This is a genomic window from Jiangella endophytica (assembly GCF_003427025.1).
GTDB lineage: Bacteria > Actinomycetota > Actinomycetes > Jiangellales > Jiangellaceae > Jiangella > Jiangella endophytica.
In genome coordinates this window covers 1-26,858 of record NZ_QVAI01000029.1, presented here as the reverse complement: position 1 = coordinate 26,858, position 26,858 = coordinate 1, and the positions used below count along the sequence as shown (strand labels likewise).

Here is a 26,858-nt window from a genome sequence, read left to right as displayed (position 1 = left end):
AGTGGCGGCTGGATCGACGGTGGATACGGCCGGGTGGTCGGCGTCCGGCAGTGGCAAGGCCGCCGGTGGGCGCGGCCGGGTCAATGGCTGACGGCCGACCCTGCAGCACTGGACCCTGGACACCGGACCGCTGGATCCCGGGACCACGCCCGCGAAGCCCAAGGTGTGCCCAGACCCGCCCCGTCCCCCTGATAGCTGCCAGTTCGTCGACCGTGCGGCCGTGGGTCAAGCGGTCATCGCCGGCGCGAAGCGCCCGTTGGTCCGCTTTGAGGCGCGGTTGCGCGGCTGAGACAATGGGCAGCAGGGGACGGCGAACGGCACGAACCCCGGCCAACGAGTGCACCAGCCAACCGACCGGTTGGCGGTCGGGCCTCGGCGTGGCGGCTTCGCGGTCAGGAGTGCCGCAGCACGCTGACCGCGAAGTCGGCGTCGTCGTGCCAGGCGCGCAGGTCCCAGGTGGCAAACCGGTGCTCCAGCCGCAGCCCAGCGTCGGCGGCGTAGCGGTCGAAGTCGGCCAGGGCGAGGTCGCGGTTCACGTGGAAGCCGGCCACCACGAAGCCGCCGGGCACGACGTGGGCGCCGACCCGCCGCAACACCGCGGTCTCCGTCCCGGGCGCGACGAACACCATGACGTTGCCGGCCAGGACCGCGGCGTCGAACGTCTCGCCGAGGTCGAGCTCGCTGAGATCCGCGACGACGAACCGCGGGCCCGGGTAGTCCTGCCGGGCCGCCGCGATGAGCTCCGGGTCCGCGTCGACGCCGACGACGGCGTGCCCGCGCTGGTGCAGGACGGCGGCGACCCGGCCGGTGCCGCAGCCGGCGTCGAGGACTCGGGACCCCGGCGCGACCATGGCGTCGACCAGCCGAGCCTCGCCACCGAGGTCGGCGCCGCCGGCCGCCATGGTCCGGAACCGCTCGATGTACCACCGCGAGTGACCGGCCTTGGTGTCGGTCACCCAGCGCGTCGGCTTCGCCACACCTCCATCACATCACGCCAGGACCAGCCCGATGAGGTCCGGGCTGAACCGGACGCCGCTGGCGTCGACCTGCTTGTCGACGACGGTGAACCGGACGGTGTGCCGGCCCCGGCCCAGCGCGACCCGGCCGACCCGCTCGGTCCGGAACGACCGCACCGACACCGTCGACGTGTCGATCGGGCCGCCCAGCCGCTCGCCGTCGACGTCGATCACGACCACGCCGCCGTTGGCCAGGTGCCGGAACCGCGCGAACAGGTCGTACTGGCCGCCGCGGGTGATCTCGATGGTCGCCTCGACGTACTGGTCGTAGTCGGTGGCCAGCACCTCGACGCGGGCACCGCCGCTGGCCGCGGCGTCGGCCGGCCGGTTGACGGTGACGCCGGAGGTCGCGGTCAGCGGCAGCGACTCGACCTCGAAGGTCAGCCGCGTCGCCGGCCCGCGCCGCCCGGTGTCGGCGCCACCGGTCAGCCAGGCGAGGTCGAAGGTCGCGAACACGATGTCGCGCGAGAAGCTCGTCGTCACGCCCGGAACGTGCTCGCGCCCGTACAGCACGCCGATCCGGCCGTCGGGCAGCGCGACGGTGTCCGAGTACGACGCCGGCCCCTCGGTCAGCACCCGGCTGTACGGCCAGGTCATGCCCTCGTCGTAGGAGATCGAGACGGTCATGTTGCGCCGGGTCGGAGAGTCGGTGCGCGAGAACACCAGCCGGCTGTCCTCGCGCTCCCCCAGCCCGGTGAGGCGGACGATGCCGGTGTCGATCGCGTTGACCGGCCGGGTGGCCGCGTCGAGCACGGGCGGCGACCAGGTGGCGCCGCGGTCGGCGCTGACGGAGACGATCCGCGGGTGGGTGCCGCCGGACGCATACCGGCCGAGCACCACCAGCGCGCCGTCCGGGCGCTCGACCAGCCGCGCCTCGTTCAGCGGGTACGCACCGTCCAGCGGGACGCCGCCACCCGCCTGCCAGGTGGCGCCGCCGTCGTCGCTGTGGATGACGGTGACGCCGTAGCGTCGCTCGGCGACCGGGAACGCGATGGCCCGGCGGTGCCAGACCTGCAGCACCAGCCGGCCGTCGGCGAGTTGCAGGCCGTGTCCGGGGCCGGGCATGTGCAGCGTCTGGCCGTTCGGGTCGCCGTCGAACAAGTGGGTCAGATCGGTGGGCTCGGACCACGTCTCGCCGTCGTCGTCGCTGGTCACGACGTAGAGCCGGGAGCTGTCCGGCGAGCCGCCGGTGTTGCCCTCGTCGCGGAAGCACTCGGCGTGGAACAGGAAGATCCGGCCGGACTCGCGGTCGACGAGCGGGGTCGGGTTGATGAAGGACTGGACGCCGTCGGAGCGGCGCACGTAGCCGAGTGGGCCCCACGTCCGGCCACCGTCGCGGCTGCGGCGGACGGCGAGATGGTGGGGGTCGGAGTCGTGCGGGCCGATGCGGGCCTCGGCGAACGCGAGCACCGAGCCGGCCACCGTCGTCGTCAGACCGAAGACGTGGAAGACGGCGAGGCCGTCGTCGCCGGCCTGGAACACCAGCGACTCCTGGACATCACCGGACGCCGGCGCGGCCGCCGCGCGTGGCAGGGCCGCGGACGGCGCGGCCAATGCGCCGATCGCGGCGGTGCCGGCGGCGGCGCCGAGGACGAGGGTGCGACGACTGATCGAGGTGCGCTCCACTGCGCTCTCCTTCGAGTGCGGGGTCGGGATCAACGGGGCGTGATCAGGTGCGGGTCGAGCGGGGCGAGCAGGTCGAGCAGACCGGCACGTTCGGCCGGGTCCGCCGGGACGAACGGGGCCGCGACGTGCGGCGGGCAGAGGCCGCGGGCCGCGAGCACGGCCTTGACGGCGGGCACGCCGCGCCGCACGGTGTGCAGCGCGAGGACGCGGTCGACGATCTCCTGGGCGGCGTCGGCCTCGGCCAGGCGCCCGGACCGGAACGCGTCGTACAGCTCGACGCTCGGCACGGGCGCGAGGTTGGCGATGCCGGGCACGATGCCGTCGGCGCCCGCCTCGAGCCCGGCGACCAGCTGCTTCTCCGAGCCCTGACTGACACCGACGTCGTCGCGGCCGCGGGCCGCGGCGATCACGTGGCCGAGCACGGCGAGGTCGCCGGAGCTGTCCTTGATGCCAACGACGTGCGGCATCGCCAGCACCTCGTTCAGGACGCCGGGCGTCATCGGCACGCTGTAGCTCGGGACGTTGTAGGCGACCACCGGCACGCCGACGCCGGCGAACGCGGCGAAGTGCCCGACCACCTCGTCGTCGCGGTGCCGGTAGTAGATCGGCGGGCTCACCACGATGGCGTCCGGCTCGGCCAGGCGCACGGCGGCGGCCCGCTCCAGCGCCTCCGCGGTGCCGGCGGCCGTGACGTTGATCAACACCGGCCCGTCGCCGGTGAGCTCGCGCCAGCGCGCCGCGACCCCGGCCGCGAACTCCGTCAGCGCCGCCGTCGGCAGCAGCGGCCCCTCGCCGTTGCTGCCGAACAGCATGAGGCTGCGCGCGCCCGTCTGGGCCAGCGCGTCCAGCAGGCCGTACGCCGCGGCCGCGGACGGCTCGCCCGGCGCGCTCATCGGCGTCACCAGTGGCACCATCACCCCGCTGAGCAGGGCTCGACCATCCGTCATCAGTACCCCTTGATCTCCGGCCAGGCCAGCTCTACGCCGTCGGCCGCCAACTCGTCCTGGAACGCGGTCAGCCGCGTGCCGTCCTCGTGTACCTGTCCCGGCTCCAGCCCGCCGGCCAGGCAGTGTGCCGCGAGCGCGCCGGCCACCTCGCCGACGTTCCACTCCACCGGGTGCAGCCGGTAGCAGCCGTTGGTGATGTGCGTGGTGCCGATGTTCTTGCCCGCCGGCAGCAGGTTGCGCAGGCGCACCGGCAGCAGCGCGCCGAGCGGGATCTGGAACGGGCTGCTGGCGACGTCGACGTAGGTGTCGCCGCCGGTCGACGGGTGCAGGTCGATGCGGTACATGCCCACCCCGACCGAGTCCGGGTAGCTCACCGCCCCCGCGTCGCCGCGGACCGTCAGCGACAGGTCCTGCTCGACGACCGTCGTCCGGGCGCGGATCCGTCGCGACTCGCGGATGTACGGCGCCTTCGCCAGACCGTCGGTGGTGCCCATGACGTCGCCGCGCAGCCGCAGCCCGGGCCAGCCGGTGCCGCCGTCGGGCCGCGGCGCCTCGGTCTGCAGCCAGTACAGCATCGACATGGACAGCTCGCGGGCGCCGGCGAGGTGCTTCTCGCGCTCCTCGTCGCTGACGCCGACCAGCGGCCCGGGCAGATAGTCGATCATCGGCCAGTTCACGACGGTGACGTCGCTGTCGGCGAACCCGGGCCGGAACACCGACCGGGCGACGATGCGGCGGAACGCCCACAGCTCGCGGTCGCCGGGGTCCTTGCTCTGGTCGGCCACGACCGGGCCGTCGTCGCCGTTGGGCAGGAACGCCCGCTCGAACGTCTCCAGCGTCCGCGGGTCCGGCCCGCTGAGGCTGATCAGCGGGTTCGGCCACTTCGGCGGCTGGTACGCGCGCCAGGCGGCGTAGCCGGCGGGACGGTCGATGGTGTGGTCCTCGCCCGCGCGGTGGTCGACCGCGAACACCCAGGAGAACGCCTGCATGTTGTCCGGCTGCGCCTCGTCCGGCGCGCTCGGCTCACCGGTGTCGTGCCGCGACTCGAACCCGGTGACGTGCTCGGTGCCGGTGAGCGGCAGCAGGTCGCCCAGCTCGGTCGCGTCGAGGACGTACGGCGCGCGGACCTCCAGCCGGTCGCCGTCCGGACCCTCGACCACCACGGCGGTGACGCGGTCGCCGTCGACGCTCGCGGCCACCGGGCGGTGCCGGTAGAGGACGCGCAGCCGGCCGGCCGCGATCCACGGCGAAACCATCGCCTCGAGGACGGCGGCGCCGACCCGCGGCTCGTGGCACAGGCGGCTGACCTTCCCCTGACCGGGGTTGAGGTCACGGGTCTCGCGCGCCCAGTCGGCCAGCGGGTACCAGGTGCGGTAGTAGGCGCGGATGTTCTCGCGCAGCTCGCGGTAGCTGCGGGTGCTGCCGAACTGCTCGATCCAGGCGTGCTCGTCCGGCGGAACGCCCTGGCTGGTCAGCTGGCCGCCGATCCAGTCGGTCTCCTCGGTGAGCAGGACCTGCCGGCCCCGCCGCAGTGCCGCGAGGGCCGCGGCGACGCCGCCCAGCCCACCGCCCACCACGAGGATGTCGGTGGTCGTTGCCGTCTCATTGCTCACGCGGGGGATCCCTCTCTGACGAACTGGACGTGCCGGGTGCCGCCGTCGACGGTGACGACTTCCGGCTCGCCTTGCCTGCCTGGTGCGGTGATGCGTACGTCGCCCGTGCCGGTGATGGTGGCAGCGACCTGGTCGGGCGTGCGCCGGTACGCGGTGACGACGACGCCCGGCGCGGCGTCGAGCAGGACGGCGCCGTCGAGCGCGACGACCAGACGGTCGCCCGCCCGCACCGTCAGCCGGCCGTCGCCGAGCGGCAGGCCGGACAGCGACGCCGGCTCGCCGGGGTGGGCGAACCGCCAGCCGTCCGGGCGCGCCTCGGCCAGCTCGCCGAACGCGAGGTGGGCCAGCAGCCCGCCCCACGCCATCAGCCCGTCCGAGCGCTGCTGGAAGCCGGTGAGGTCCTCGCCGTCGAAGGCCGGGTAGTTCTCCCGGACCGCGCTGTGCGTCTCCCACTCGGCGAGGAACAACTCGAGCAGGGCGACGCTGACCGCCCGGCTGTGGTCGCGCAGGTCGTAGCGGCGCAGCCCCTGCACCGCGAGGTAGGCCATCGGCGCCCAGATGCGGCCGCGCCAGTACGTGGCGGCGAAGCCGGAGTCGTTGCGGGCGACGCTGGGCAGTGGCCGGTCGCCGCCGAGCACCTCGGGTGCGAGCAGCGCGCCGGCGATGTCCCGCGCGGTCTCGGCCGAGGGGAAGCCGCCCAGCAACGGGTAGAGCAGTGTCGGCGAGACGTGCGGGTCGTGGCTGCCGTCGGCGCGCAGGTTGCGATACTGCCGCGCGTCGTCGTCCCAGAACGCCCGAGCGGCGGCGGTGCGGGCGGACTCCGCCTCGGCGTCCAGGCGCGCGGCGGTCGTGTCGTCCCCCAGGATGCCCGCGATGGTGGCGAGGGCCTCGGCGTCGGCGATGTGCAGCGCGTTCAGGCCGGCGTCGGCAAGGTCCATCGTGCGCGTCGCCGGGTCGTACGCGGCCTCGTCGTACATGGGCGAGTCGTCCAGCCCGGACTCGCGCTTGGTGCGGTCCAGCGTCGCCGACTCCGGGTCGCCGTCGATCGGGTCCGACCCCCACGCGAGCAGCCCGTGTGCGCCACGCCGGTGCGCCGGCCACCAGTCGTGCCAGGCCAGCAGGCCGGGGAAGGTCTCCGCCAGCAGCCGCCGGTCGCGGGTCTCGTCGGACAGCCCGCCGGAGAGGTACGCCGACAGCACGGTCATCGCCCCGACCGGCGGCTGCGACCGGTCCCACGTCGTGCCCCGCTCGTCGCTGACCCGGTTCGGGATCATCCCGGCGGCGTCGGCGAACGGCAGGATCTGTCCCAGGATGCCGCGCGCGTAGTCGCGGTCGACGACGGTCGCGACCAGCCCGGTGAAGAACGTGTCCCATGCGTGCAGCGCCCAGCTGCCGTAGAACCCCTGCCGCTCGACGGAGACGAAGTCGCGCGAGGTCGGGGTGAGCACACGGTCCAGGTCCGGGGCGTGGATGGTGTTCCAGGTGACGGCGCGGGTCAGCGCGTCGGCGGCGTCACGGTACCGGCCGCCGGACCTCGGCCGGACGGCGTCGGCGGCCGCCCGGCGCTCCTCGACCACGGCGCCGGCCTCGGCGGCCGTCGCGGCGGAGCCGGACGGCGCGACCAGGAAGTCGTCGCCGGAGCGCTCCAGCCGCCACGCCTCGGAGTCGCGGCCCGGCCAGAGCGCCGGGGTGGCGTCGCGGCTCGGCGCGACGTCGGCGACCACCGTCCCCGCGGACTCGGCCCGCACGTACAGCTCGTCGCCCGGGCCGCCGGCCATCGTCAGCCGCAGCTCGACGCCGTCGACCTCGACCGTGACCTCGGCGAACGAGCCGTCGACGGTGTGGTGGCCGAGCCGGACCAGGCCGTGCCGCCACGTGAACCCGTCGAGCACGGGGGTCCCGGCGGCGTCGAGCAGGCCGAACCGGACCCGCAGCCCGGACGGCAGGTGCGTCATGCCGGTGTGGGTGCGGACGTCCCAGGTGTTCCAGCCGGCCGGGGTGGGTGTGGTCATGCCGCCATCGCCGGCCGGCCGAGCCGGGGCGCGCCCGGCATGACGAACACGCGCATCAGCAGGCGGCGGAGGACGACCAGGGTCATGCCTGGTCACCTCGCGGCACCGGGCCGATGGAGTCGCCGGGGACGAACGTGCACGGGAGGGTGACCTGGTGCGACGTCGACCGGGCGTCGCCGAGGAGGCCGACCAGCATGCGAACCGCCTCACGGCCCATCTCGGCGCGCGGCAGCGAGAACCGGGTCCAGTCGCGCAGCTGCGGCGTCCACGACGGCGGCTCACCGAGCAGGGCGATCGAGCAGTCCTCGGGGAAGCGCACCCGCGCGCCGTCGGTCATCGCCGTCAGCGCGTCGACCAGCCGGTTGTCCTCGGTCGGCTCGACCAGGATCGCGGTGACGCCGTAGCGGCCGATCCAGTGCAGGACGTGCTCGGCGGAGAGCTCGGCGGGGTCGGCAAGCCCCTGGATGAGCCGCTCGTCGACCTCGATGCCGGCGGCGGCAAGGCCCGCACGGTAGCCCTGCTCGCGGTCGCGGGTGGGCTCGGTGTCCTCGATGGCGCGCAGGTAGAGGATGCGCTCGTGGCCCCGCCGGTGCAGCTCGGCGACCATCGCGCTGGTGGCGGCGACGTAGTCGGCGCCCACGTAGCTGATCTCGCCGTCGGTGACCTCGCGGCGGCCGATGAAGACGAACGGGAAGTCCTCCTGGACCAGCGCGTTCAGCTCCTCGTGGCGGACGTTGCGACCGAGCAGGACGCAGCCGTCGGCCAGCTTGAGCCGGTTGGCGCCGCCGGCGTAGATGGACCGGTCGGCCGCCGAGGTGACCGAGCTGAACAGCAGCAGGTCGTAGCCCTGGGCCGCGGTCTCCTCCTCGACGCCGAGCAGGAACGGGTAGTAGAAGTCGTGCTGGTCGGTCGGGAACACCGGCTCGAACGTGTAGAGCCCGAGCAGGTGGTTGCGGCCGCCCTTGAGGCTGCGCGCCGCGACGTTGGCCGAGTAGCCCAGCTCCGTGGCCGCCGCGAGAACGGCCTGCCGCGTCGACTCGGCGATCTGATCGCTGGCCGCGCCGCCGCTGATGACCAGCGAGACGGTGGCCTGCGAGACGCCGGCGCGGCGGGCGATATCCACCTGAGTGGGCCGCCGTCGTCGCGGTCGTTCGGTCACGGAGGCTCCCATTAATACGTATAAACGCCTGACGAGGCTCGACTGTAAGGCCGAGGTTTCGGGATCGTCAACCCCAGATGTCCCGATCTGGGCCCCTGCCCCATGATCATGTTCCCTGGCGGTCGCTCACACGCCTGTGGTGTCTAGGGACATCGCTGACGGTCAGGGTGTCATGGTGGACCAGACCAACCAGGACCCGTCATCGAGGTGTGAGCGATGTCCTGAAACCACGCAGGTCGCCGACCCGCCGCGGCCGCACCTGATCACGGAGAGGCGGCGGCCGTGATCGACCAGCCGACGACGACGCTGGCGTCCTCGGTCGTGTCCGCCCCCAGGACGACGACCTGTTCGCCCAGCTCAGCGGCACCGACGGCCACCACGTCGCGCTCGTCGAGGAGGTCGCCGTCGACGGGGACCAGCGCGCCGTCGCGCTCGAACGCGATCAGCGGGTCCTGACCGGCAGCCGGCCGCCACCACGACCCGACGAGGACGGTGCCCGCCGGGGTGCTCGGCACGGCCGCCCGGATCGCCGGACGACTGCGGAACCGCTGCTCGGCGGCCGCCCAGTCGTCACCGTCGGCGCGCGCGACGCCTGACGTCGAGGCGGTGCCGTCGCCGTTCGGCAGCTCCAGCGGCAGGCCCGCGGTGCCGGCGACCAGGAAGTCGGCGCCGACCCGCTGGGCCACGAGCAGCTCGGCGAAGTCGGTGCCGTCGAACGGCATGGGCGACGTGCTCCACGTCTGGCCGTCGGCGGACTCCAGCGCATAGGCCTGCGGCGAGTACCTGAATCCGCCGCCAGGGGTGTTCTCGGGCTCGCCGTAGTGCCCGACAGCCACGACGGTGCCGTCCACGCGCGTGCCGACGCCGAACAGCACCTCGATCCCGTGGGCCCGGAACGGCGCCTCGGCGGTGGGGACGGCGGCCCACGTCGCGCCGAGGTCCGTCGAGCGCCAGATGCCCACGTCGCGGTACCCGCGGCCCTCGGCCTCGCTGGTGCCGACGGCGACGATCGCGTCGCCGGCCTGCGTGACGGCGTAGCCGACGGCGCCCGCGTAGACCGGGTCGGTGAGGTCGGCACGGGTCCACTCGGCGCCGTCGGGCGAGGTCCAGACGCCCAGCAGGTCGTCATCGTCGTCGTCGGGATCGGAGCCGGTCACCTGGCCGACCGCCACCACACCACCCTCCTCGGTCACGGTCAGGCCCTCGATGACGCCGGTGGCCTCCTGGAGGGCCGGCGACTCGACGGGCGTCCAGGCGATGCCGTCGGCGGACGTCCAGGCAGCGGGCCGCTCCTCGTCCTCGGCACCGACGGATCCGGCGGCGATCAGGCCGTCGCCGAGCGCGGCGACCCGCGTGATCGTGGCGCCGGGTGCGAACCCGGTGACCTCGAGCGGCGCGACCTCGACCGGCGGCGCGGCCGCCTCGTCGGCGGCGAGGCCGACGAGCCAGCTCGCGCCGTGCGTGGCCAGCGGCGCGGCCGCGTCGTCCGCCTCGTCCTCCGTCGGCCGGCGCTGGTCGTTGCCGACGACGACCACCTGGTCGCCGAGCGCGGCCAGCCCGGCCGCCTGCTGACGCCCCGACCCGGCCAGCGCGGGGTCGTCGAGCGAGCGCCGCCACGTCTCCAGGTTCTCGCTCACCCAGAGCTCGAGCACGCTGGGACGCCGGCCGTTGAACGTCTCGCCCTCGGTCCGGCCGGCCACCACCAGGGCGCCGGACTCCAGGGTGACCGCGGCGTCAACGCTCTGCCGGCCGCCACCGCCGAAGATCGCCGGGCCGGAGTCGACGCGGGCGAACGTGCCGCCGCCGTCGTCGCTGCGCCAGGCGGCGGCGTCGGTGCCGGCCCGGGTGAAGGCCAGCAGCGTGTCACCGTGACCGTGCAGGAGGTCGACGGTCTCGCCCTCGAACAGCTCAGCATCGGTGCCGAGCGACACCCACGCGGCGTCGTCCTCGGCATCGCCGCGCCAGAGCGTGGTCGTCACACCCTCGGAGCCGGGCAGGCCGACGGACAGCACCGGGGCGCCGTCGTAGCCGATCAGCCCGACCTGGCCGGGGGCCGCCTGCTCGATCACCTGCGGGCCGGTGTCGACGACGCGCAGCTCGTCCGGCAGCTCCAGCGCCGTCCAGGTCGCGCCGTCGTCGTCCGAGGCCAGCACATGCAGCGCGGCGATCGCGTTGCGCGGGTCGTCGGTCCCCTCGATGCCCACCGCGGCGACGAGGATCCGGTCGCCGGTGCCGGCGGCGGCCCGCACCGAGGCCGGCCGGTCAGTCTGCGGGAAGGGCAGCTCGACCGGCTCGGCGCCGTCGGCGCTGACGCGGACGGCGGCCGGGCGGCCGTCGGCGTCGTTGCCGAACGCCAGGACGTCGTCGCCGGCCGCGACCGCGGCGGCCAACGTGCCGCCGGCGATCGGATCCGGCAGCTCGGCCGCCGCCCACTCCCGACCGTCCGTGGTGCGCAGCACCGCGGCGGTGGACCGCTCACCGGTCGCGTCGCGCTGCCGGCCGACGGCGACCACGGCGTCGCTCGTCGCGGCCGCCGCGGCCAGCTCCAGCCGCTCGTCGCCGGTGCCCGGGATCAGCGGGCTGCCCTCCGCCGGGATGACCCGCTCGACGCCGGCCGTGAGGACGGCCGGCGTCGTCGGCCCGGGGTCCGGCGAGCAGCAGTCCTCGGCCTCACCCGAACAGGCGACCAGGAGCAGCATGACAAGACCGGCGACGATCGGTCGCGACACTGGACGCATGGTGCCCGATCCTGTCAGGTCCGTTCGCGGCGCGAGGCATCGTGACAGAATTCGCCATCAGGCTGCTCCGTGCAGCCATGGTGCGCCGGAGCGGCCGGGAGCACGCTGGTGGGTGTTCGTTCGCCGTCGTCTGGAGGTTGCCGTGACCGCCGCACCCGTCGCACCGTCCGCCACCGATTTCTCCGCGCCCGGAGTCCTCGAAGGACGCTATGAACAGGACGGTTTCGTCATCCTGAAGGACGCGCTGAGCCGGCCGGAGCTGGACGCGCTCCTCGCGGAGACCGCCCGGATCTGCCGCGGCGAGCTGGGCGAGATCGACGGCGCCGTCTCGTCGTCACCTGACGAGACCGACGACGAGGTGATCCGTCGGTTCCTCTGCGTCCACTACCCGCACAAGCTGTCGTCGCTGATGCTCGACACGATGCGCCATCCCGCGATCGTCGAGAGCCTCACCCGGATCATCGGGCCCGACGTCAAGGCGATGCAGTCGATGCTGTTCGTCAAGGCCGAAGGCAAGCCCGGCCAGGCCTGGCACCAGGACGAGATGTTCATCCCGACCCGCGACCGCTCGCTCACCGCGGCGTGGATCGCCCTCGACGACGCCACCGTCGAGAACGGCTGCCTCTGGGTGCTGCCCGGCTCGCACCGCGACGGCGTCATCTACCCCAACCGCGAGCACGACGACCCGCGCTACGACTGCACCGTCGAGTCCTTCGACTTCCCGTGGACCGACGACGACGCCGTGCCGGTCGAGCTGAGCGCCGGGTCGGTGCTGCTGTTCAACGGCTACCTGCTGCACAAGTCGTTGCCGAACACCGGGCGGCACGGCTACCGGCGGGCGCTGGCCAACCACTACATGAGTGCCGCGTCGCTGCTGCCGTGGGCGCTGCCGTACGAGGGCCAGAGCATGGCGCAGGCCGACTTCCGCGACGTCGTCCTGGTGGCCGGTCGCGACCCGTACGCCTACAAGGGCATCGAGCAGCTGCGCAAGCCGCGCATCCGGCCCGACCGCGACGGTGGCTGTGACCGCTGACGTCGCCGTCACCGGTTCGGGGCTCTCCGGCGGGTTCGAGGTGGGGCTGGTGCCCCGCCTCGGCCCGGCCGTCGCCGACTACCCGCCGGGGTCCACGTTCGGGCCGCGCGAAGCCCGCACCCACGAGTTCGTCTGGCTGCTGTCCGGCAGCGCGACCTGGCTCTGGGACGACCTGCGCGTGCCGCTCACGCCGGGCACGTTGCTGCTGGTCCGGCCGGGCATGCGCGACTCGTTCCACTGGGATCCGCGGCGGCCGACGCGGCACGCGTACGTCCACTTCACGGTGAGCGGCGAGGGCCTCGCCGGAGGCACGGCCTGGCCGATCGTGCGCGACCTCGGCGGCCGGCCGGACCCGATGGGGGCGCTGTGCCAGTACCTGCTCTGGCTCGGCGCAAGCTGCCCGCCGCGATGGCGCGAGCAGGCCGCCGAGACGCTGCGGCTGCTGGTGCTGACGTTCCTCGCCCCGCCGCCACCGTCCGCGGCCGACGCGTCCGGCGAGCTGCCGGGGCCCGTCGTCGCCGCCATGTCCGCGGTCCGCTCCGCCTGGTCCGACGGCGTCGCCCGGCCGGTCGGCCTGGATCGGCTCGCGTCGGCCGCCGGAGTGTCGGTCTCGACGCTGTGCCGCGCGTTCCGGCGCCGGTTCGGGCTCGGGCCGGTGGCCGCGCTGGAGCGGCTGCGGCTGGCCCGGGCCGAGCCACTGCTGTGGATGAGCAACCTGTCGCTGCACGCCATCGCCGTGCAGTGCGGCTTCGCCGACGCTTACCACTTCTCCCGCCGGTTCCGCGCGGTGTACGGCGTCGCGCCGAGCGCGTTCCGGGCCACCCCACCCCAGGCCGCTCCCCCGTCGCCGCTGATCGCGCCGGGTCTTGCCGCGCTGGAGCCGCTGACCCCGTCGTCCTGAGTCCGCCGGCCCGGGGCCCGGCAATGTGCGAGCATGGCCCGCGTGGCCGACGACCTCGTCCTGGTGAACGGGCTCCCCGGCGCGGGCAAGAGCACGCTGGCCACGGAGCTGGCCCGCACCGTATGCGCTCCCCTGCTGTCGAAGGACGCCATCAAGGAAGCACTGGCCGACGTCGTCGGCACCGCCGCACGCTCCGCCCTGGGCTCGGCGGCCATGGAAGCGGCGTGGACCATCGCGGCCGGCCTGCCCGGCCTGGTCGTCATGGAGTCGTGGTGGTTCAAGCCGCGCGACATCGGCCATGTGAGAGCAGGCCTGGACCGCTGCGGCGCGAGCGCGGTCGTCGAGGTCTGGTGCCAGGTGCCACCCGACGTCGCACGCCGGCGGTTCGAGATCCGCCGTCGCCACCCGGTTCACGACGACAGGCAGCGGCTCGCCGAGGCCTGGTCCGAGTGGGCGGCCTCACCCGAGCCGCTCGGCGTGGGCCGCACCGTCCGGGTCGACACCACGGGCCCGGTCGACATCGGCGCGCTCGCGCAGCGAATCCTGCGCTCGCTCGCGGGCGCTCAGAACTCGACCTCCTCGACCTCGTGACGCGGCTTGATCATCTCGTTGAGGTACGCGCCCATGCTGTCGGCGCGCATCATCGCCTGGACGTCCAGCGGGTCGACGTCGAGGTAGCGGTAGACCGCGCCGGACTCGAACTCGACCTCGAGCGTCCACGTCTGCGGGTCGTAGCCGACGGAGCGCAGCGCGGACGACGACACCGGCCAGCGTCTGATCCCGCCCATCGAGTCGATGGTGGGCGCCGCGGGCGGGCCGGTCAAGGGCCGCCGCGAAAATACATTGTCTCCGAGCGCCGGGACGACTAATCTCCCCTGTCTCGTGCGGCGTTTTCCCGATCCGGATCCCGGCGAGCCTCGCCGTCTCAGCCCCGGTCACTATCTGCTCTGGCTGGCCCGTACCCAGCTGGCCGTCGTCCTGCTCGGCGCGTTCTACGGCGTCCTCTGGCCGACCGCTCAGGCGCTGATGCCGTACGCCGTCGGCCGGGCCATCGACGACGGCCTGACCGGGCGCGGCCGCGGCGACCTGCTGCTCTGGGCCGGTGTGGTGCTGGCGCTCGGGGTGAGCCAGGCGCTCACCGGCATGCTGCAGGACCGGTGTGCGCTGACGAACGCGCTCGGCGCCCGGTACCGGACGTTGCAGCTGGTCACGCGGCAGGCCGCGCGGCTCGGCGCGACGCTGCCGCGCAAGACGTCGGCCGGCGAGGTGATGAGCGTGGGCGTCGCCGACGTCATGCACATCGGGCGGGCCCTGGACCTGAGCTCGCGGACCATCGGCGCGATCGCGTCGATCGCCGTGGTCGCCGCCATCATGCTCGCGACGTCGTGGCAGCTCGGGTTGGTCGTGCTGGCCGGCGTGCCGCTCATGGTGTGGGCGGTGGCGCTGCTGCTGCGCCCGCTGCACGACCGGCAGGCCCGGCTGCGCGACCAGCAGGCGGAGCTGACCGCGCAGGCCGTCGACATCGTGGGCGGGCTGCGGGTGCTGCGCGGCATCGGCGGCGAGGAGCTGTTCGGTCGTCGCTATCAGGCCGAGTCGCAGCGGGTCCGGCACTCCGGTGTGCACCTCGCCCGCGCCGAGGCCGCCCTCGAGGCGGCCCGCATGCTGCTGCCCGGGTTGCTGGTCGCCCTGATCGTGTTCCTCGGCGCGGGGCAGGTGCTGGAGGGCGACCTCACCGGCGGTCAGCTGGTGGCGTTCTACGGCTACGCGGTGTTCCTGGCGACGCCGGTGCGGCGGCTGAGCGTCGGCGCGAGCGCGATCATGAAGGCCCACGTCGCGGCCCGGCGGGTGGTGACGCTGCTGGCGCTGTCGCCGGAGATCGCGTCCGGCGGAACTGCCGGCCTCGACGGCGCCGAGCGCGGGCCCGATCTCACCGAGCCGTCGTCCGGGCTGGTCGCGGCCGGTGGCCGGTTCACGGCGGTCGCGTGCACGTCGCCCGGCGACGCCGCCACGCTGGCCGACCGGCTGGGCCGCTACGCCGAGTCCGGGGTCACTTACGGCGGGGTGCCGCTGCGCTCCGCGGACGTCGACGAGGTGCGGCGGCGGATCCTGGTGTCCGGCAACGAGGCCCGGCTGTTCGCCGGGCCGCTGCGCACCGAGCTGGCGGTGGACGGCGTTCACGGTGTCGACGACGCGCGGCTGCTCGCCGCACTGGACGTCGCGTCGGCCGCCGACGTTCTCGAGGCGCTGCCCGACGGCCTGGACACGGCCGTCACCTCGGGCGGCAAGGAGTTCTCCGGCGGCCAGCTACAGCGGCTGCGGCTGGCCCGGGCCGTACTCGCCGAGCCGGACGTGCTCGTGCTGGTCGAACCGACCAGCGCGGTCGACGCGCACACCGAGGCCCGGATCGGTTCCCGGCTGGCCGCCGCCCGAGCCGGCCGGACCACCGTCGTGTTCGCGACCAGCCCGATCCTGCTGGACCACGCCGACCATGTCGCGCTGGTCGACGACGGCGCCGTCGTCGCGACCGGCACTCACGCGTCCCTGCTGGACGATGCGCGGTACCGGGCGCTGGTCGCCCGTGAGGAGGGGACGGCATGAGCGGCTCGACGGGGTCGCCGCCCGGATCCGCGGGCTCGCCGGCCGGAGGATCGGCGGGGTCGCCGGCCGGCCTGCCGGTCGCGTCGGTGCGGGACGTGCGCCGGCACGCCCGGCGGCTGGCGCTGCGGCATCGGCGCGAGGTCGCCGCCGCCGTGACCCTGCACGCGCTCGGCGCGGCGTCCGGGCTCGCCGGTCCGTGGCTGCTGGGCCGGCTGGTCGAGGACGTCGGGGACGGCGTCGACCACGTCACCCGTGTCACGTTGCTGATCTGCCTGTTCGTCGTGCTGCAGGCCGCGCTGACCGCGCTGGCGATGTTCGTGTCGGCCCGGCTGGGCGAGAAGGTGCTCGCCCAGCTGCGCGAGGAGTTCGTCGACGGCGTGCTGGCGCTACCGCTCGGCACCGTCGAGGAGGCCGGCACCGGCGACCTCATCACCCGCACCACCCGCGACGTCGACCTGCTGGCCCGCGCGGTGCGGTACGCCGTCCCGGACACGCTGATCAGTGCGGTGACGATCGTGCTGACGTTCGGCGGGCTGGTGCTGCTCGGGCCGCTGCTGGCGCTGCCCGCGCTGGTCGGCGTGCCGGTGCTCTGGGCGGCGTCGCGGTGGTACCTGCGCCGGGCCCGCGACGCCTACCTGCGGGAGAACGCGTCGTACTCGCGGCTCGCCGAGGGCCTCGCAGAGACGGTCGACGGCGCACGGACGGTCGAGGCGTTGCGGCTGGGCGGCCGGCGGTTCGAGCGGGTGAACCGCGACATCGCGACGTCGTACGCGGCGGAACGGGCGACGCTGCGCCTGCGCACGCTGTACCTGCCGACGATCGACGTGGCGTTCGTGCTGCCGGTCTTCGCGACGCTGGTGATCGGCGGTCTGCTCTACCTCGACGGCATGGTCTCGCTGGCCGCGGTGACCGCGGCGACGCTGTACACGCAGCAGCTGCTGGTGCCGGTCGACACGTTGCTGTTCTGGCTGAACGAACTGCAGATCGGCGGGGCGGCGATGGCCCGGTTGCGGGGAGTACGGCGCGAGCCTGCGATCGTCGAGGGTGAGGGGGCAGCGCCTCGCACCGACACCGTGACAGAAGGATTCGAGGTCCGCGGGGTGAGCCATGCCTACCGGCCCGGCCACGACGTCCTCCACGACGTCTCGCTGACGATCGCGCCCGGCGAGCGTCTGGCCGTCGTCGGCCCGTCCGGCGCCGGCAAGTCCACCCTGGGCAAGCTGCTGGCCGGCATCCACGCCCCGCGCGCCGGCACCATCACGGTCGGCGGCGTCCCGGTCTCCGCCCTGCCGCTGGACCGGCTGCGCACCGAGGTCGCCCTGGTCACCCAGGAGCACCACGTCTTCCGCGGCACGCTGCGCGACAACGTCGTCCTCGGGCGCCCGTCGGCCTCGGACTCCGAGGTGGCCGCCGCGCTGCGCGCCGTCGACGCGTGGGGCTGGGCGTCGTCGGCCGGGCTGTCAGCCGCGGTGGGCGCCGGCGGGACGGAGCTCTCGCCGGCGCAGGCGCAGCAGCTCGCACTGGCCCGGCTGGTGCTGGCCGATCCGCACACCCTGATCCTGGACGAGGCGACGTCGCTGCTCGACCCGAGTGCGGCCCGGCACCTGGAGCGGTCGCTGGCCGCCGTGCTGGCCGGCCGGACCGTCGTCGCGATCGCCCACCGCCTGCACACCGCGCACGACGCCGACCGGATCGCCGTCATGGAGGCCGGCCGCATCGTCGAGCTGGGCACGCACGACGAGCTGGTCGCCGCGGGCGGCTCCTACGCGGCGCTCTGGTGGTCGTGGCACGGCCGGGGCTGAGGCGTCAGATCCGGAACTGGGCCTCTTCGGCGGTGCGCTTGAGCTTCTCGACGTAGTCGGACCACCACTGGGCGTCGCGGTCGGGAAGGTTGGAGACGCCCTGGCGCAGGCCGATCTCGCCGTCGATGGTCTCGCGCAGGATGTCGGCGTGACCCGCGTGCCGGGCGGTCTCGGCGATCATGTGCACGAGGATCCAGTGCAGCGTGACCGGGTTGCGGTCGGCCGGCCACCACGGGACCGTGCCGGTGTCGTCAAGGCCGAGCGCGTCGATGGTGGCGTCGGCGTGCGCGATGGCGCGGTGGTAGAAGCCGACCACCCACTCGCGGGACTGGTCCGTCGTCGCCCAGAGATCGGCGTTGGCCTCGGCATCGTCGTCGAGCCAGGGCATCGGCTCGGGCGCGGGCCGGTCGAAGACCTTGCCGAAGTAGTCGTACTCCATGCTGGCGACGTGCTTGACCAGCCCGAGCAGGTTGGTACCCGTCGGCGTCATGGGCCACCGGGCGTCGCGCTCGCCCAGCCCGTCGAGCTTCCACAGCAGAGCGTCGCGGTGGCTCTGCAGGTAGCGCTTGAGGGTGTCCTTCATCGGGTCCGGCATGGTCGCGACGCTACCCCGCGCTGCCGACAGCGCGGTTGCTAGGCCGCCGGCGGCACGGCCGCGATGGCCTCGATCTCGACGAGCGCTCCCGGCACTGCCAGACCGGCGACGAACGCTCCCGTGATGGCCGGCGGGTTCGGGCGCTGCCCCCAGACCTCGCCGAACGCGGCGAAACCCTCCTGCAGCGACGCGCCCTCCTTGATGAGGATCGTCCACTTCACGACGTTCTCCGGTGTGGCGCCGGCGGCGTCGAGCACCGTCAGCAGGTTGGTGAGGGCCTGCCGCGTCTGGCTCGCGATGTCCGGCCCCACGATCTGCCCGCTCGCGTCCACGCCGTTCTGGCCGCCGACGAAGACCAGGTCGGCGCCCGCGGAGACCCGGACGGCCCAGGTGAACGCGGGGTTGGCGTGCATGGACTCCGGGTTGATGTGCGTGAGTGTCATACGCCACACCGTAACCGGTTATAATGGTGTCGTGCAACGCCGCGAGGATCTCCCTCTCTCCGTCCGCGTGCGGTTCCTGACCGGGCGGGTCTCGCTCGACTTCACCCACACCGGCGGCGAGGGCGACTACGCGCGGTGGGAGATCGTCCACACGCCGGCTGACCTCGCCCGCTGGCTCGGCGTCATCCTGTCCGTCGACGGCCTGGCCGCCGGGCCCGCCGACCTGGAGTCGATGCGGCCGCTGCGGGCCGCGATCACCGATGCCGCCCGCTCGCTCGCCGTGGGCGGCGAGGTGCGTGCGGCCGACGTCGCGACGATCAACGCCGCGGCCTCGGCGCCTCCGCTGGTGCCCCGGCTGGGCACGGTCGGCTCCGGCGTGAGCTATCCGGCGCCGACGACCCCCGCCGCGCTGTCGACCATCGCGCGCGACGCGATCGACCTGCTCGGCGGACCACTGGCCGAGCGGATCCGCGTCTGCGCCTCCGAGACCTGCGGCCTGCTGCTGGTCGACACCTCGCGGCCGGGGAAGCGGCGGTGGTGTTCCATGCAGCGCTGCGGCAACCTCGCGAAGGTCCGCGGCCACCGTCAGCGTGCAGCCACGTCCTGACGATTGGGTATGCTGGTGGTGCCGGTGGAGGTGCTTCCACCACCTTTGATGCCGGTGGACCGCGACGCAGTCCCGCACCGGTGCTGCGTCGCGGTCTCATTGGTTGAAGCGCGGTCAATACCCGGATCGAACGACCGGGGGCCGTACGCTCGGATCGTGCCGTCTCGCCGTCGAGCCGCTGTCTACGCCCGCCGCCGTCAGCGCCGGATGGCGAAATCCGACCACGACCTCACCGACGCCCAGTGGGTGTCGCTGACCGCCGCCTGGGGCGGCTGCGCCTACTGCGGCGCCGACGACGGCCAGTTGCAGAAGGACTGCATGCTGCCCATCTCCCGCGGCGGCCGCTACACGCTGGCCAACGTGGTGCCGGCCTGCCGCTCGTGCAACGCCAGCAAGTGCAACGCCGAGGTCACCACCTGGATGCGCCGCAAGAAGCTGGACGAACAGGCGTTCCTCGTCCGGCAGGTCGAGATCAGCCGCGCTGTCACGGCCGACGCAGCGTCGATCTGAGCCGTGCGGAATCGTCGATGACGCGGAGGAGTTCGAGGGCCCGGCCCAGCTCCGGCGACTCACGTCGCTCGGCGATCTGACGCACGAGAGGCGCGATCGACGACACCAGCCCCTGGACCTCGGTCAGGTCGTGGACCTGCCCGTCGGCCGTCCGGCACGCGGTGTCGTCGATGGTGAACAACCACGAGTCCGTCAGCACGTCCAGCGCGGTCGCGAGGGACCAGCCCCGCATCTGCGGGACAGACGCCGCCAGGCCGCGAACCCCGGGGACGATCGCCGGATACGGCGATCCGCTGTGGTTGTGCGCCAGCGCACCGAGGAGCTGGTGATACGCGCGCACTGCGCTGGTCTCGTCCGTGACCGCCACCAGCGCCTCGAAGGCGGGAACGACACCGCCGGGATCGTAGGCCCACGGGCGATCGACCGCGGGGACGGCCCAGGCGGGCCACCGCACCCCCGGATGCCGGCGAGGGCCCGCTCGACCTCCGGTGTCGTCACACGTTGAAGCGGAACTCGACCACGTCGCCGTCGGCCATGACGTAGTCCTTGCCCTCCATGCGGACCAGGCCCTTCGCGCGCGCCTCGGCCATCGAGCCGGTCGCGACCAGGTCGTCGTACGAGACGACCTCGGCCTTGATGAAGCCCTTCTGGAAGTCGGTGTGGATGACGCCGGCCGCTTCGGGGGCCGTGGCGCCCTTGCGGATGGTCCAGGCGCGCGCTTCCTTCGGGCCCGCCGTGAGGTAGGTCTGCAGCCCCAGCGTGTCGAAGCCGACCCGGGCGAGCATGTCGAGGCCGGACTCCTCCTGGCCCATCGACTGCAGCAGCTCCAGCGCCTCGGCCTCGTCCAGCTCGGAGAGCTCGGCCTCGATCTGGGCGTCGAGGAAGATCGCCTCGGCGGGCGCGACCAGCCCGCGCAGCTCGGCCTTGAGGCCGTCGTCGGAGAGCTCCTCGTCGTCCATGTTGAAGACGTAGAGGAACGGCTTGGCGGTGAGGAGGTGCAGCTCGCGCAGCGGCTCGAGGTCGAGGCCGGCGGCGAAGACGGTCTGCCCGCCGTCGAGGACCTCCTTGGCCCGCTCGACGGCGGTGACGGCCTCCTGCTTGTCCTTGGCCATCCGCGCCTCCTTGACCAGGCGCGGCAACGCGTTCTCGATGGTCTGCAGGTCGGCGAGGATCAATTCGGTCTCGATGACCTCAATGTCAGATCTTGGCGCGATGCGCCCGTCGACGTGGACGACGTCGGGGTCGTTGAAGACGCGGATGACCTGGCAGATCGCGTCGGCCTCGCGGATGTTGGCCAGGAACTTGTTGCCCAGGCCCTGGCCCTCGGAGGCGCCCTTCACGATGCCGGCGATGTCGACGAAGCTGACGGTGGCGGGCAGCTGGCGGGCGGAGTCGAAGATCTCGGCCAGCTTCGCGAGCCGGGGGTCGGGCACGCCGACGACGCCGACGTTGGGCTCGATGGTGGCGAACGGGTAGTTCGCGGCCAGCACGTCGTTCTTCGTCAGGGCGTTGAACAGCGTGGACTTGCCGACGTTGGGCAGGCCGACGATGCCGATGGTGAGACTCACAGGTGCCAAGGGTACGTGGCCCGGCGGCCGGCGACTAAGCGGATCTTGATTCGCCACGAAAGGCCTGTTCCGGACCGGTTCCCGCCGCGCCTCCCCGACTTTGTCGGAGGTCCCCGGCAAAGTAGCCCCCATGAACGTCTCCACGGTCCTCGCCGCTCTCGTCGCCCTGCTCCTGGGCGGCGTCGTGGGCGCGCTGCTCGTCCGCGTCCGCACGGCCGGCCTCGCCGCCACGGTGGCCGCCGAGCGCGACGCCGCGCGGGCCGAGCTCGACACCGTCCGGCGCGAGAAGCAGGACCTGCAGGCCGAGCGCGAGGTCGACCGCGAGCGCATGCTCGACGCCCAGGCCGAGCAGACCCGGCTGGAGACCGAGCTGGCTCACGCGCGCAGCAGCGGCGAGGAGAAGCTGGCCATGCTCCGCGCCGAGCAGGAGCGGCTCACGCAGGAGTTCCAGCGGCTGTCCACCGACGCGCTGCGGCAGAACCGCGCCGAGTTCCTCGAGCTGGCCACCGAACAGTTCAAGGGCTCGGAAGAACGCGTCAAGACCGAGCTCGAGCACCGCCGGCTGGCCGTCGAGGCCATGGTGAAGCCGCTGAACGACCAGCTGCAGAAGGTCACCGACCACGCGAACCAGCTGGAGAAGACCCGCGCCACCGCCTACGGCGAGCTGCGCAACCAGCTCGAGACCATGGGCAAGAGCTCCGAGCAGCTGCGGCTCGAGACCCAGCAGCTGGTGACGGCGTTGCGCGCGCCCCAGGTGCGCGGCCGGTGGGGCGAGCTGCAACTGCGCCGGGTGGTCGAGGCCGCCGGCATGGTCGAGCACGTCGACTTCGCCGAGCAGGCCACGGCCGAGACGTCCGACGGCAAGCTCCGCCCCGACCTCGTGGTGAGCCTCGCCGGCGGCAAGAAGGTCGTCGTCGACGCCAAGGTGTCGTTCAACGGCTACCTCGAGGCGCAGGAGGCCCGCGACGAAGCGACGCGCGACAAGCGGCTGGCGGCGCACGCCCGGCACCTCAAGACGCACATCGATTCGCTGGCCGGCAAGCAGTACTGGGAGCAGTTCGCGCCCACGCCCGAGTTCGTCGTCATGTTCGTGCCGTCCGACGTGTTCCTCAACGCCGCCATGGAGCAGGACCCCACACTGTTCGAGCACGCCTTCGAGCGCAACGTCGTCATCGCGACGCCGTCGACGCTGGTCGCGCTGCTGCGCACGGTCGGCTACACGTGGCGGCAGGAGGCGCTGGCGCAGAACGCGCAAGAGGTGCTGAACCTCGGCCGCGAGCTGCACTCCCGGCTCGCGACCATGGGCGGTCACCTCGCCCGGCTCGGCCGCCAGCTCGACGGCGCGGTCAAGGCCTACAACGACGGCGTCAGCTCGCTCGAAAGCCGGGTCCTGGTCAGCGCCCGCAAGATGGCCGACCTCAAGGTGGTCGACGAAGAGATCGAGGCGCCGCCGCAGGTCGAGCGGGCCGCCCGCCAGCTCCAGGCGCCCGAGATGGTCGACGACGCCCTCATCGCGCTCGAGGACATCCAGGTCGATCCGCGGTTCGGCCTCGGCCCGGGCAAGGGGCCGGGCTCGGGCTCGCGACGGCGGCGCAGCGGCACCGACGGCTGACGACGACAGCTCAGGAACGACGATCCGGGCGGACGCCGCACGGGCACCTGCTCGGGCCGCCGGCGGCCGTGCGTCTGGCGATGGCGGGCGGTTCGGTGGCGCCAGAGCACCATCGAACCGCCCGCCGTCCCGCTGTCGCTCAGCCGGTGCCGAGATAGGCGCCCAGCGTGTTCGCGAACTGGTAGCCGTTCGTCGCGTCCCAGTTGACCGACCACGTCATCGCCCCGCCGATCGGGCCCCACGGATCCGACGGAACGAAGCTGCCGCACCGCGTCGCGGTCGCCAGGCAGTCCAGGGCGGCCGTGACGTTCGACGGCGACTGGTAGCCGCCGCCCGCGGCCTGCGACGTCGCCGGTAGGCCGAGCCCGACCTGATGCGGCGCCAGACCGGCCTCGAGCTGGATGCACGCGAGCCCGGTCAGGAAGTCGACCGTGCCCTGGGCGTAGACCTGCTGGTTGCAGCCGAGCATGGTGCCGGAGTTGTAGTACTGCATGTTGACGATGGTCAGGATGTCGCGGATCGCCAGCGCCAGCTTGTAGTACTCGAACGTCGGCGCCTGGAAGTCGATCGTCTGCGGCGCCATGGTGACGATCAGGTCCGAGCCGGCCAGCGTCCGCAGCTGCCGCAGCGCCTGCTCCATGTACGTCGCGTTGATCCCGTGCTCCAGGTCGATGTCGACGCCGTCGAAGCCGTACTCCTGCATCAGCGCGTAGGTGGTCTGCGCGAAGTTGGCCGCCTCGGTCGCGTTGGTGACACTGACGTGACCGTTCTGACCGCCGACCGAGATGACGACGGTGCCGCCGGCGGCCTGCCGGGCGGCGACGTCGGCCTTGAACTGGTCGACGGTGTAGCCGCCGAGCCCGCCGGTGTCGAGGTTGAACGTGATCCCGCCCGGCGTCCCCGCCACGTTGTCGGCGAACGCGATGGCCAGCAGGTTGTACGCCGCCGGCACCTGCGAGACGCGCAGCACGGTGGAGCCGTTGTCGAAGTTGTGCCAGTAGCCGGTCAGCCAGCGCCGGCCGGGATCACCGGGGCCGCCGGGATCGCCGCCGTCCTCGGCGCCGGTATCCCCACCGGTCTCGGAGCCGGTCTCGGAGCCGGCATCGCTGCCCGTCTCCGCGCCGGTGTCGGAGCCGGTGTCGGTCCCGACGTCGGTGCCGTTAGCTGTGCCGCCTCCGGAGCAGGGGCCGTCGTCGCGCCAAGGGCCCCACTCGCTCGGGGCCGGGGTGTCGCCCTGGGTCCAGTGCCGCGCCGTCCAGTGGTGCCCGTCGTACGAGACCTGGTCGCCCCCGACGTAGACCGCGGTCCGGTCCCAGGCCGGCGCCGCACAGGCCTGCGGCCCGCCGTCGTCACCGCCCGACGCGTCACCGCCAGAGACGTCACCACCTGAGACGTCGCCACCCGACACATCACCGCCGCCCGGGTCGCCAGGCCCGCCGGTCGCCAGGCGCGAACCCATGAGTCCGACCAGCTCGTTCTGGTAGTCCCCGGCGAGGTCCCACCACATCGCGCCGCCGAAGCCGCCGGCCGTGATGTAGTCGGCCTTCTTGTCCACCAGCCACGGGTCGTCGAACGACCAGAACTCGGTGCCGTCGTACGACCACGAGGCCAGTACGTCCTCGTCGTGGAAGATCTGGCCGCCGCGCAGGTTGCGGTAGCGGTCGGTCCCCGGTTCCTCGGGAAACTCGCCCGGCGCGGCACCGGTGGCCGGCTGCCATGCGCCGTTCGTCCCGCCGTCGGTGACCCCGGTCCAGCCACGGCCGTACAGCGGGATGCCGACGGTGAGCTGCGACGGTGGCACGCCGCGATCGACGTAGTAGCTCATCGCCGCGTCGACGCTGAAGCGCTGCCCGTCCTCGAGCGGGTTCGCCGGGTCGTCGTTGGTGTTGGCCTGATGGCCGGCGAGGTCCGGTCGCCAGGTGCCGTGCAGGTCGTAGCCCTGCACGTTGCCGAAGTCGAGGGAATCGAAGATCTGTGAGACGTCCCACCCGGCGTCGACCAGGACGGGGTTCGCCGGCAGGAAGGCGCTGAGCTCGTACGCCTCGCCGGTCTCGGCCCCCAGAGCGTCGAGCTGGCGGCGGAACTCGGCGAGCAGCGCGGTGAAGTTCTCCTTGTCGTTCTCCGACCAGTGGTTGCCGGGGTGCTGGAGCTCCTCGGGCACGCCGGGCCACTCCCAGTCGATGTCGAACCCGTCGAAGACGCCCGCACCGGAGCCCGGCCCGCCCCGTCCGTCGATCACCGGCAGATTGCCGCGCAGGAACATGTCGACGCACGACGACACGAAGCGCTCGCGGCTCTCGGGCGTGGCGGCCGCCCGCGAGAAGTGCCGCGACCACGTCCAGCCGCCGATCGAGACCAGCGCCTTGAGCTGCGGGTGCTTGGCCTTCAGCTCCTTGATCTGGTTGAAGTTGCCGGCCAGCGGCTGGTCCCAGGTATCCCCGGCGCCGTCGACCGAGTCACCGGCGGCGAACCCGCGGCCGTAGTCGGCCCACGCGTCGCCGGCGTAGTCGCCCTCGGCCGGCGAGTCCTTGGGCCCGTTCGGCCGGTTGGCCTCGAAACAGGTCAGCGTGTCCGGGTGGATGTTGGCGAACGCGTAGTTCAGATGGGTGAGGTCGGCCGCGGCGCCACTGAGGTCGAGATCCTGGACCAGGAAGTCGCGGCCGTAGATTCCCCACTGGGTGAAGTAGCCGACGTTGCGGTAACCGTTCTCGGCCGCTGCGGCGGCCCGCATCTGCGGCGCCGGCTCCGACGTCGCGGCCGGATCGCCGTCCGGCCGTGGTGTCTGGCCCGCGAACGCCGCAGCGACGCTCGTGACCAGCAGACCCGCGGCAGCGCCGTACGCCACCGCGGTACGCCATCGAGTCTTCATGCCTGGCTCCCTTGCGAGATGTTCGTCCGTGACGGGTCTCGGATCGCGGATCCGAACGCGGTGACGCATCACCTCCACGAGGGCGTGTGCAGGCCGAGCACGCAGCATTGACTAGGGATATGACTCGCCGACGCGGCTGGTGAATCCGCTGATACCCCACCAACGGAGCATTGCGCCGGAATGGCCTCGAATCGAATTGGAAAGAAAGTTAGCAGAAGCGTTCAGGTCTGCCAAGGGGGTCGTGACCGGTTGTCAGGACCACGTCACGACAGCTGTCACCCCACCGCGTCGGCCTGGCCGCTCAGCGCGGCGACCAGCTCGACGTCGTCGCCCGGTACGGCTCGCACGCGGCGCTGGTCGCGCGGCACGTCAACAACGAGTTCGCGGCATCGATGCCAGGCACCGCCCACGCCGCGTACGGCAGGCGATCCAGGGCGCACCGCGGTCCGCCAAGGCAGCCCGCCTCAGTGGGCGGGCGGGCGCATACGACCCTCGTCCACCGCACCGTCGCCCGCCGTACGACGAACGTCGCACGGCTGCTGCCGACCATGGTCAGATGTACGCTGGCCTGCGCGTTCGTAGCGTTGACCGGCATGATCGCCACCGAAACGACACCCCGGCCGGGCCGGCCCGCCGTCGTCCTCACGGCCTCGCTCGGCGGTATCGGAGCCGCCACCGCCCCGAGCCGGGAGCCCGTCTACCGTGACCTCGCCGGGACCGCCGCGGACGCGCCGGCATGGGCGCGCGATCTGGTCGAGCTGGTCGCCGGGAGGGGGCTGCTGGTCCTCGTCGCGGCGGCGTTGGCGGCCACGGTGATCGTCGCGGCGAGGGGCGAGTGGGGACGGTTCCTGCTGGCGGTCGCGGCCGGCGTGGGGGCGGTCCTCGCCTACGGCGCGAGCGAACTGCTCAAGACGGCCGTCACCGAGGAACGGCCGTGCCGCACTGTCGCGATCGAGACCGTGCTCGGCTGCCCGTCACCGGGCGACTGGTCGTGGCCGAGCAACCACGCCACCATCGCCGCCGCGCTGGCGACCGCCTGCGTCGTCGTCATGCCGAAGCTGTGGCCGCTGGTGGTGCCGGTCGCGGCGGCGATCGCGCTCGCGCGAGTCGCCGGCGGTGTGCATTACCTGCACGACGTGCTCGCGGGCGCGGCCCTCGGGGTCGGGGTGACGACGCTGGCCGCGGCCGTCGCGACGCACGTCCGCGCCA

22 protein-coding genes are annotated in these 26,858 nt (G+C 73.1%); 9 read left to right on the top strand and 13 right to left on the bottom strand.

Annotated features, from left to right (window positions below; genetic code table 11):
* Window positions 1-392 precede the first annotated feature (392 nt).
* The 7 genes from DZA62_RS33045 to DZA62_RS36095 all read right to left on the bottom strand — a co-directional run bounded on the left by DZA62_RS33045 (window position 393) and on the right by DZA62_RS36095 (window position 11,102).
* Window positions 393-977, bottom strand: coding sequence for a class I SAM-dependent methyltransferase (locus tag DZA62_RS33045; protein ID WP_116953233.1), 585 nt, complete (start codon window positions 975-977; stop codon window positions 393-395).
* Between the two features lie 12 nt (window positions 978-989).
* Window positions 990-2,642, bottom strand: a complete 1,653-nt coding sequence (locus DZA62_RS33040) for an exo-alpha-sialidase (RefSeq protein ID WP_157988061.1) — start codon at window positions 2,640-2,642, stop codon at window positions 990-992.
* A gap of 29 nt (window positions 2,643-2,671) precedes the next feature.
* A complete protein-coding gene (locus tag DZA62_RS33035) occupies window positions 2,672-3,589 on the bottom strand; it encodes a dihydrodipicolinate synthase family protein (RefSeq protein ID WP_116953231.1) in 918 nt (305 codons plus the stop codon).
* Entirely contained in the window at window positions 3,589-5,202 is a 1,614-nt protein-coding gene (locus tag DZA62_RS33030; RefSeq protein ID WP_116953230.1) for an FAD-dependent oxidoreductase, read from the bottom strand. The genes DZA62_RS33035 and DZA62_RS33030 overlap by 1 nt, the downstream gene beginning before the upstream one ends.
* Window positions 5,199-7,214 (bottom strand): MGH1-like glycoside hydrolase domain-containing protein, encoded by a 2,016-nt coding sequence (locus tag DZA62_RS33025; protein WP_116953229.1) that lies wholly within the window; start codon window positions 7,212-7,214, stop codon window positions 5,199-5,201. The genes DZA62_RS33030 and DZA62_RS33025 overlap by 4 nt, the downstream gene beginning before the upstream one ends.
* Window positions 7,215-7,296: 82 nt before the next feature.
* Complete coding sequence (locus DZA62_RS33020) at window positions 7,297-8,373, bottom strand: LacI family DNA-binding transcriptional regulator (protein ID WP_198664463.1); 1,077 nt, start codon at window positions 8,371-8,373, stop codon at window positions 7,297-7,299.
* Between the two features lie 263 nt (window positions 8,374-8,636).
* Window positions 8,637-11,102 carry a hypothetical protein gene (locus DZA62_RS36095; RefSeq protein ID WP_157988060.1) on the bottom strand — a complete coding sequence of 822 codons (2,466 nt, stop codon included), beginning with the start codon at window positions 11,100-11,102 and terminating at the stop codon, window positions 8,637-8,639.
* 151 nt (window positions 11,103-11,253) lie between these two features.
* Here DZA62_RS36095 and DZA62_RS33010 point away from each other — a divergent pair, with 151 nt between their 5' ends.
* The 3 genes from DZA62_RS33010 to DZA62_RS33000 are packed head-to-tail and all read left to right on the top strand — an operon-like array spanning window position 11,254 to window position 13,636.
* A complete protein-coding gene (locus tag DZA62_RS33010) occupies window positions 11,254-12,144 on the top strand; it encodes a phytanoyl-CoA dioxygenase family protein (protein WP_198664462.1) in 891 nt (296 codons plus the stop codon).
* On the top strand, window positions 12,134-13,045 hold the full coding sequence (locus tag DZA62_RS33005) for a helix-turn-helix transcriptional regulator (protein ID WP_198664461.1): 912 nt from the start codon (window positions 12,134-12,136) through the stop codon (window positions 13,043-13,045). Before DZA62_RS33010 ends, DZA62_RS33005 begins: the two co-directional genes overlap by 11 nt.
* 33 nt (window positions 13,046-13,078) lie before the next feature.
* Entirely contained in the window at window positions 13,079-13,636 is a 558-nt protein-coding gene (locus DZA62_RS33000) for an AAA family ATPase (protein ID WP_116953225.1), read from the top strand.
* On the opposite strand, the gene DZA62_RS32995 is transcribed toward DZA62_RS33000, so the two are convergent.
* The gene (locus DZA62_RS32995) at window positions 13,609-13,833 is read right to left on the bottom strand and encodes a KTSC domain-containing protein (RefSeq protein WP_198664460.1); all 225 of its coding nucleotides are present in this window, start codon (window positions 13,831-13,833) and stop codon (window positions 13,609-13,611) included. The two genes, DZA62_RS33000 and DZA62_RS32995, sit on opposite strands and share 28 nt — an antisense overlap.
* A gap of 94 nt (window positions 13,834-13,927) precedes the next feature.
* On the opposite strand from DZA62_RS32995, the gene DZA62_RS32990 reads away from it, so the two are divergent.
* Together DZA62_RS32990 and DZA62_RS32985 are read left to right on the top strand one after the other, a co-directional pair.
* Window positions 13,928-15,643, top strand: a complete 1,716-nt coding sequence (locus DZA62_RS32990; RefSeq protein WP_116953224.1) for an ABC transporter ATP-binding protein — start codon at window positions 13,928-13,930, stop codon at window positions 15,641-15,643.
* A complete protein-coding gene (locus tag DZA62_RS32985) occupies window positions 15,640-17,445 on the top strand; it encodes an ABC transporter ATP-binding protein (RefSeq protein ID WP_116953223.1) in 1,806 nt (601 codons plus the stop codon). The genes DZA62_RS32990 and DZA62_RS32985 overlap by 4 nt, the downstream gene beginning before the upstream one ends.
* Before the next feature lie 4 nt (window positions 17,446-17,449).
* On the opposite strand, the gene DZA62_RS32980 is transcribed toward DZA62_RS32985, so the two are convergent.
* A complete protein-coding gene (locus DZA62_RS32980; protein WP_116953222.1) occupies window positions 17,450-18,040 on the bottom strand; it encodes a DinB family protein in 591 nt (196 codons plus the stop codon).
* 38 nt (window positions 18,041-18,078) lie between these two features.
* Entirely contained in the window at window positions 18,079-18,483 is a 405-nt protein-coding gene (locus tag DZA62_RS32975; RefSeq protein WP_116953221.1) for a RidA family protein, read from the bottom strand.
* A gap of 31 nt (window positions 18,484-18,514) precedes the next feature.
* Between DZA62_RS32975 and DZA62_RS32970 the strand changes: the two genes are divergently transcribed.
* Entirely contained in the window at window positions 18,515-19,090 is a 576-nt protein-coding gene (locus DZA62_RS32970; protein WP_232827666.1) for a CGNR zinc finger domain-containing protein, read from the top strand.
* A 207-nt stretch (window positions 19,091-19,297) separates the two neighbouring features.
* On the top strand, window positions 19,298-19,600 hold the full coding sequence (locus tag DZA62_RS32965; protein ID WP_116953219.1) for an HNH endonuclease: 303 nt from the start codon (window positions 19,298-19,300) through the stop codon (window positions 19,598-19,600).
* On the opposite strand, the gene DZA62_RS32960 is transcribed toward DZA62_RS32965, so the two are convergent.
* Both DZA62_RS32960 and ychF read right to left on the bottom strand, forming a co-directional pair.
* Window positions 19,575-20,054: a hypothetical protein gene (locus DZA62_RS32960; protein ID WP_116953218.1), complete on the bottom strand. Its 480-nt coding sequence runs from the start codon at window positions 20,052-20,054 to the stop codon at window positions 19,575-19,577. The two genes, DZA62_RS32965 and DZA62_RS32960, sit on opposite strands and share 26 nt — an antisense overlap.
* 40 nt (window positions 20,055-20,094) lie before the next feature.
* Window positions 20,095-21,168, bottom strand: a complete 1,074-nt coding sequence (gene ychF, locus DZA62_RS32955; protein WP_116953217.1) for a redox-regulated ATPase YchF — start codon at window positions 21,166-21,168, stop codon at window positions 20,095-20,097.
* 130 nt (window positions 21,169-21,298) lie between these two features.
* On the opposite strand from ychF, the gene rmuC reads away from it, so the two are divergent.
* Entirely contained in the window at window positions 21,299-22,780 is a 1,482-nt protein-coding gene (gene rmuC, locus DZA62_RS32950) for a DNA recombination protein RmuC (RefSeq protein WP_116953216.1), read from the top strand.
* Between the two features lie 139 nt (window positions 22,781-22,919).
* Here the strand turns inward: rmuC and DZA62_RS32945 are convergent, their stop codons facing one another.
* Complete coding sequence (locus DZA62_RS32945; protein ID WP_198664459.1) at window positions 22,920-25,649, bottom strand: glycosyl hydrolase family 18 protein; 2,730 nt, start codon at window positions 25,647-25,649, stop codon at window positions 22,920-22,922.
* Between the two features lie 593 nt (window positions 25,650-26,242).
* Here DZA62_RS32945 and DZA62_RS32940 point away from each other — a divergent pair.
* Window positions 26,243-26,858, top strand: a 616-nt coding sequence (locus tag DZA62_RS32940) for a phosphatase PAP2 family protein (RefSeq protein WP_116953214.1), incomplete at its 3' end; no start/stop codon positions are given.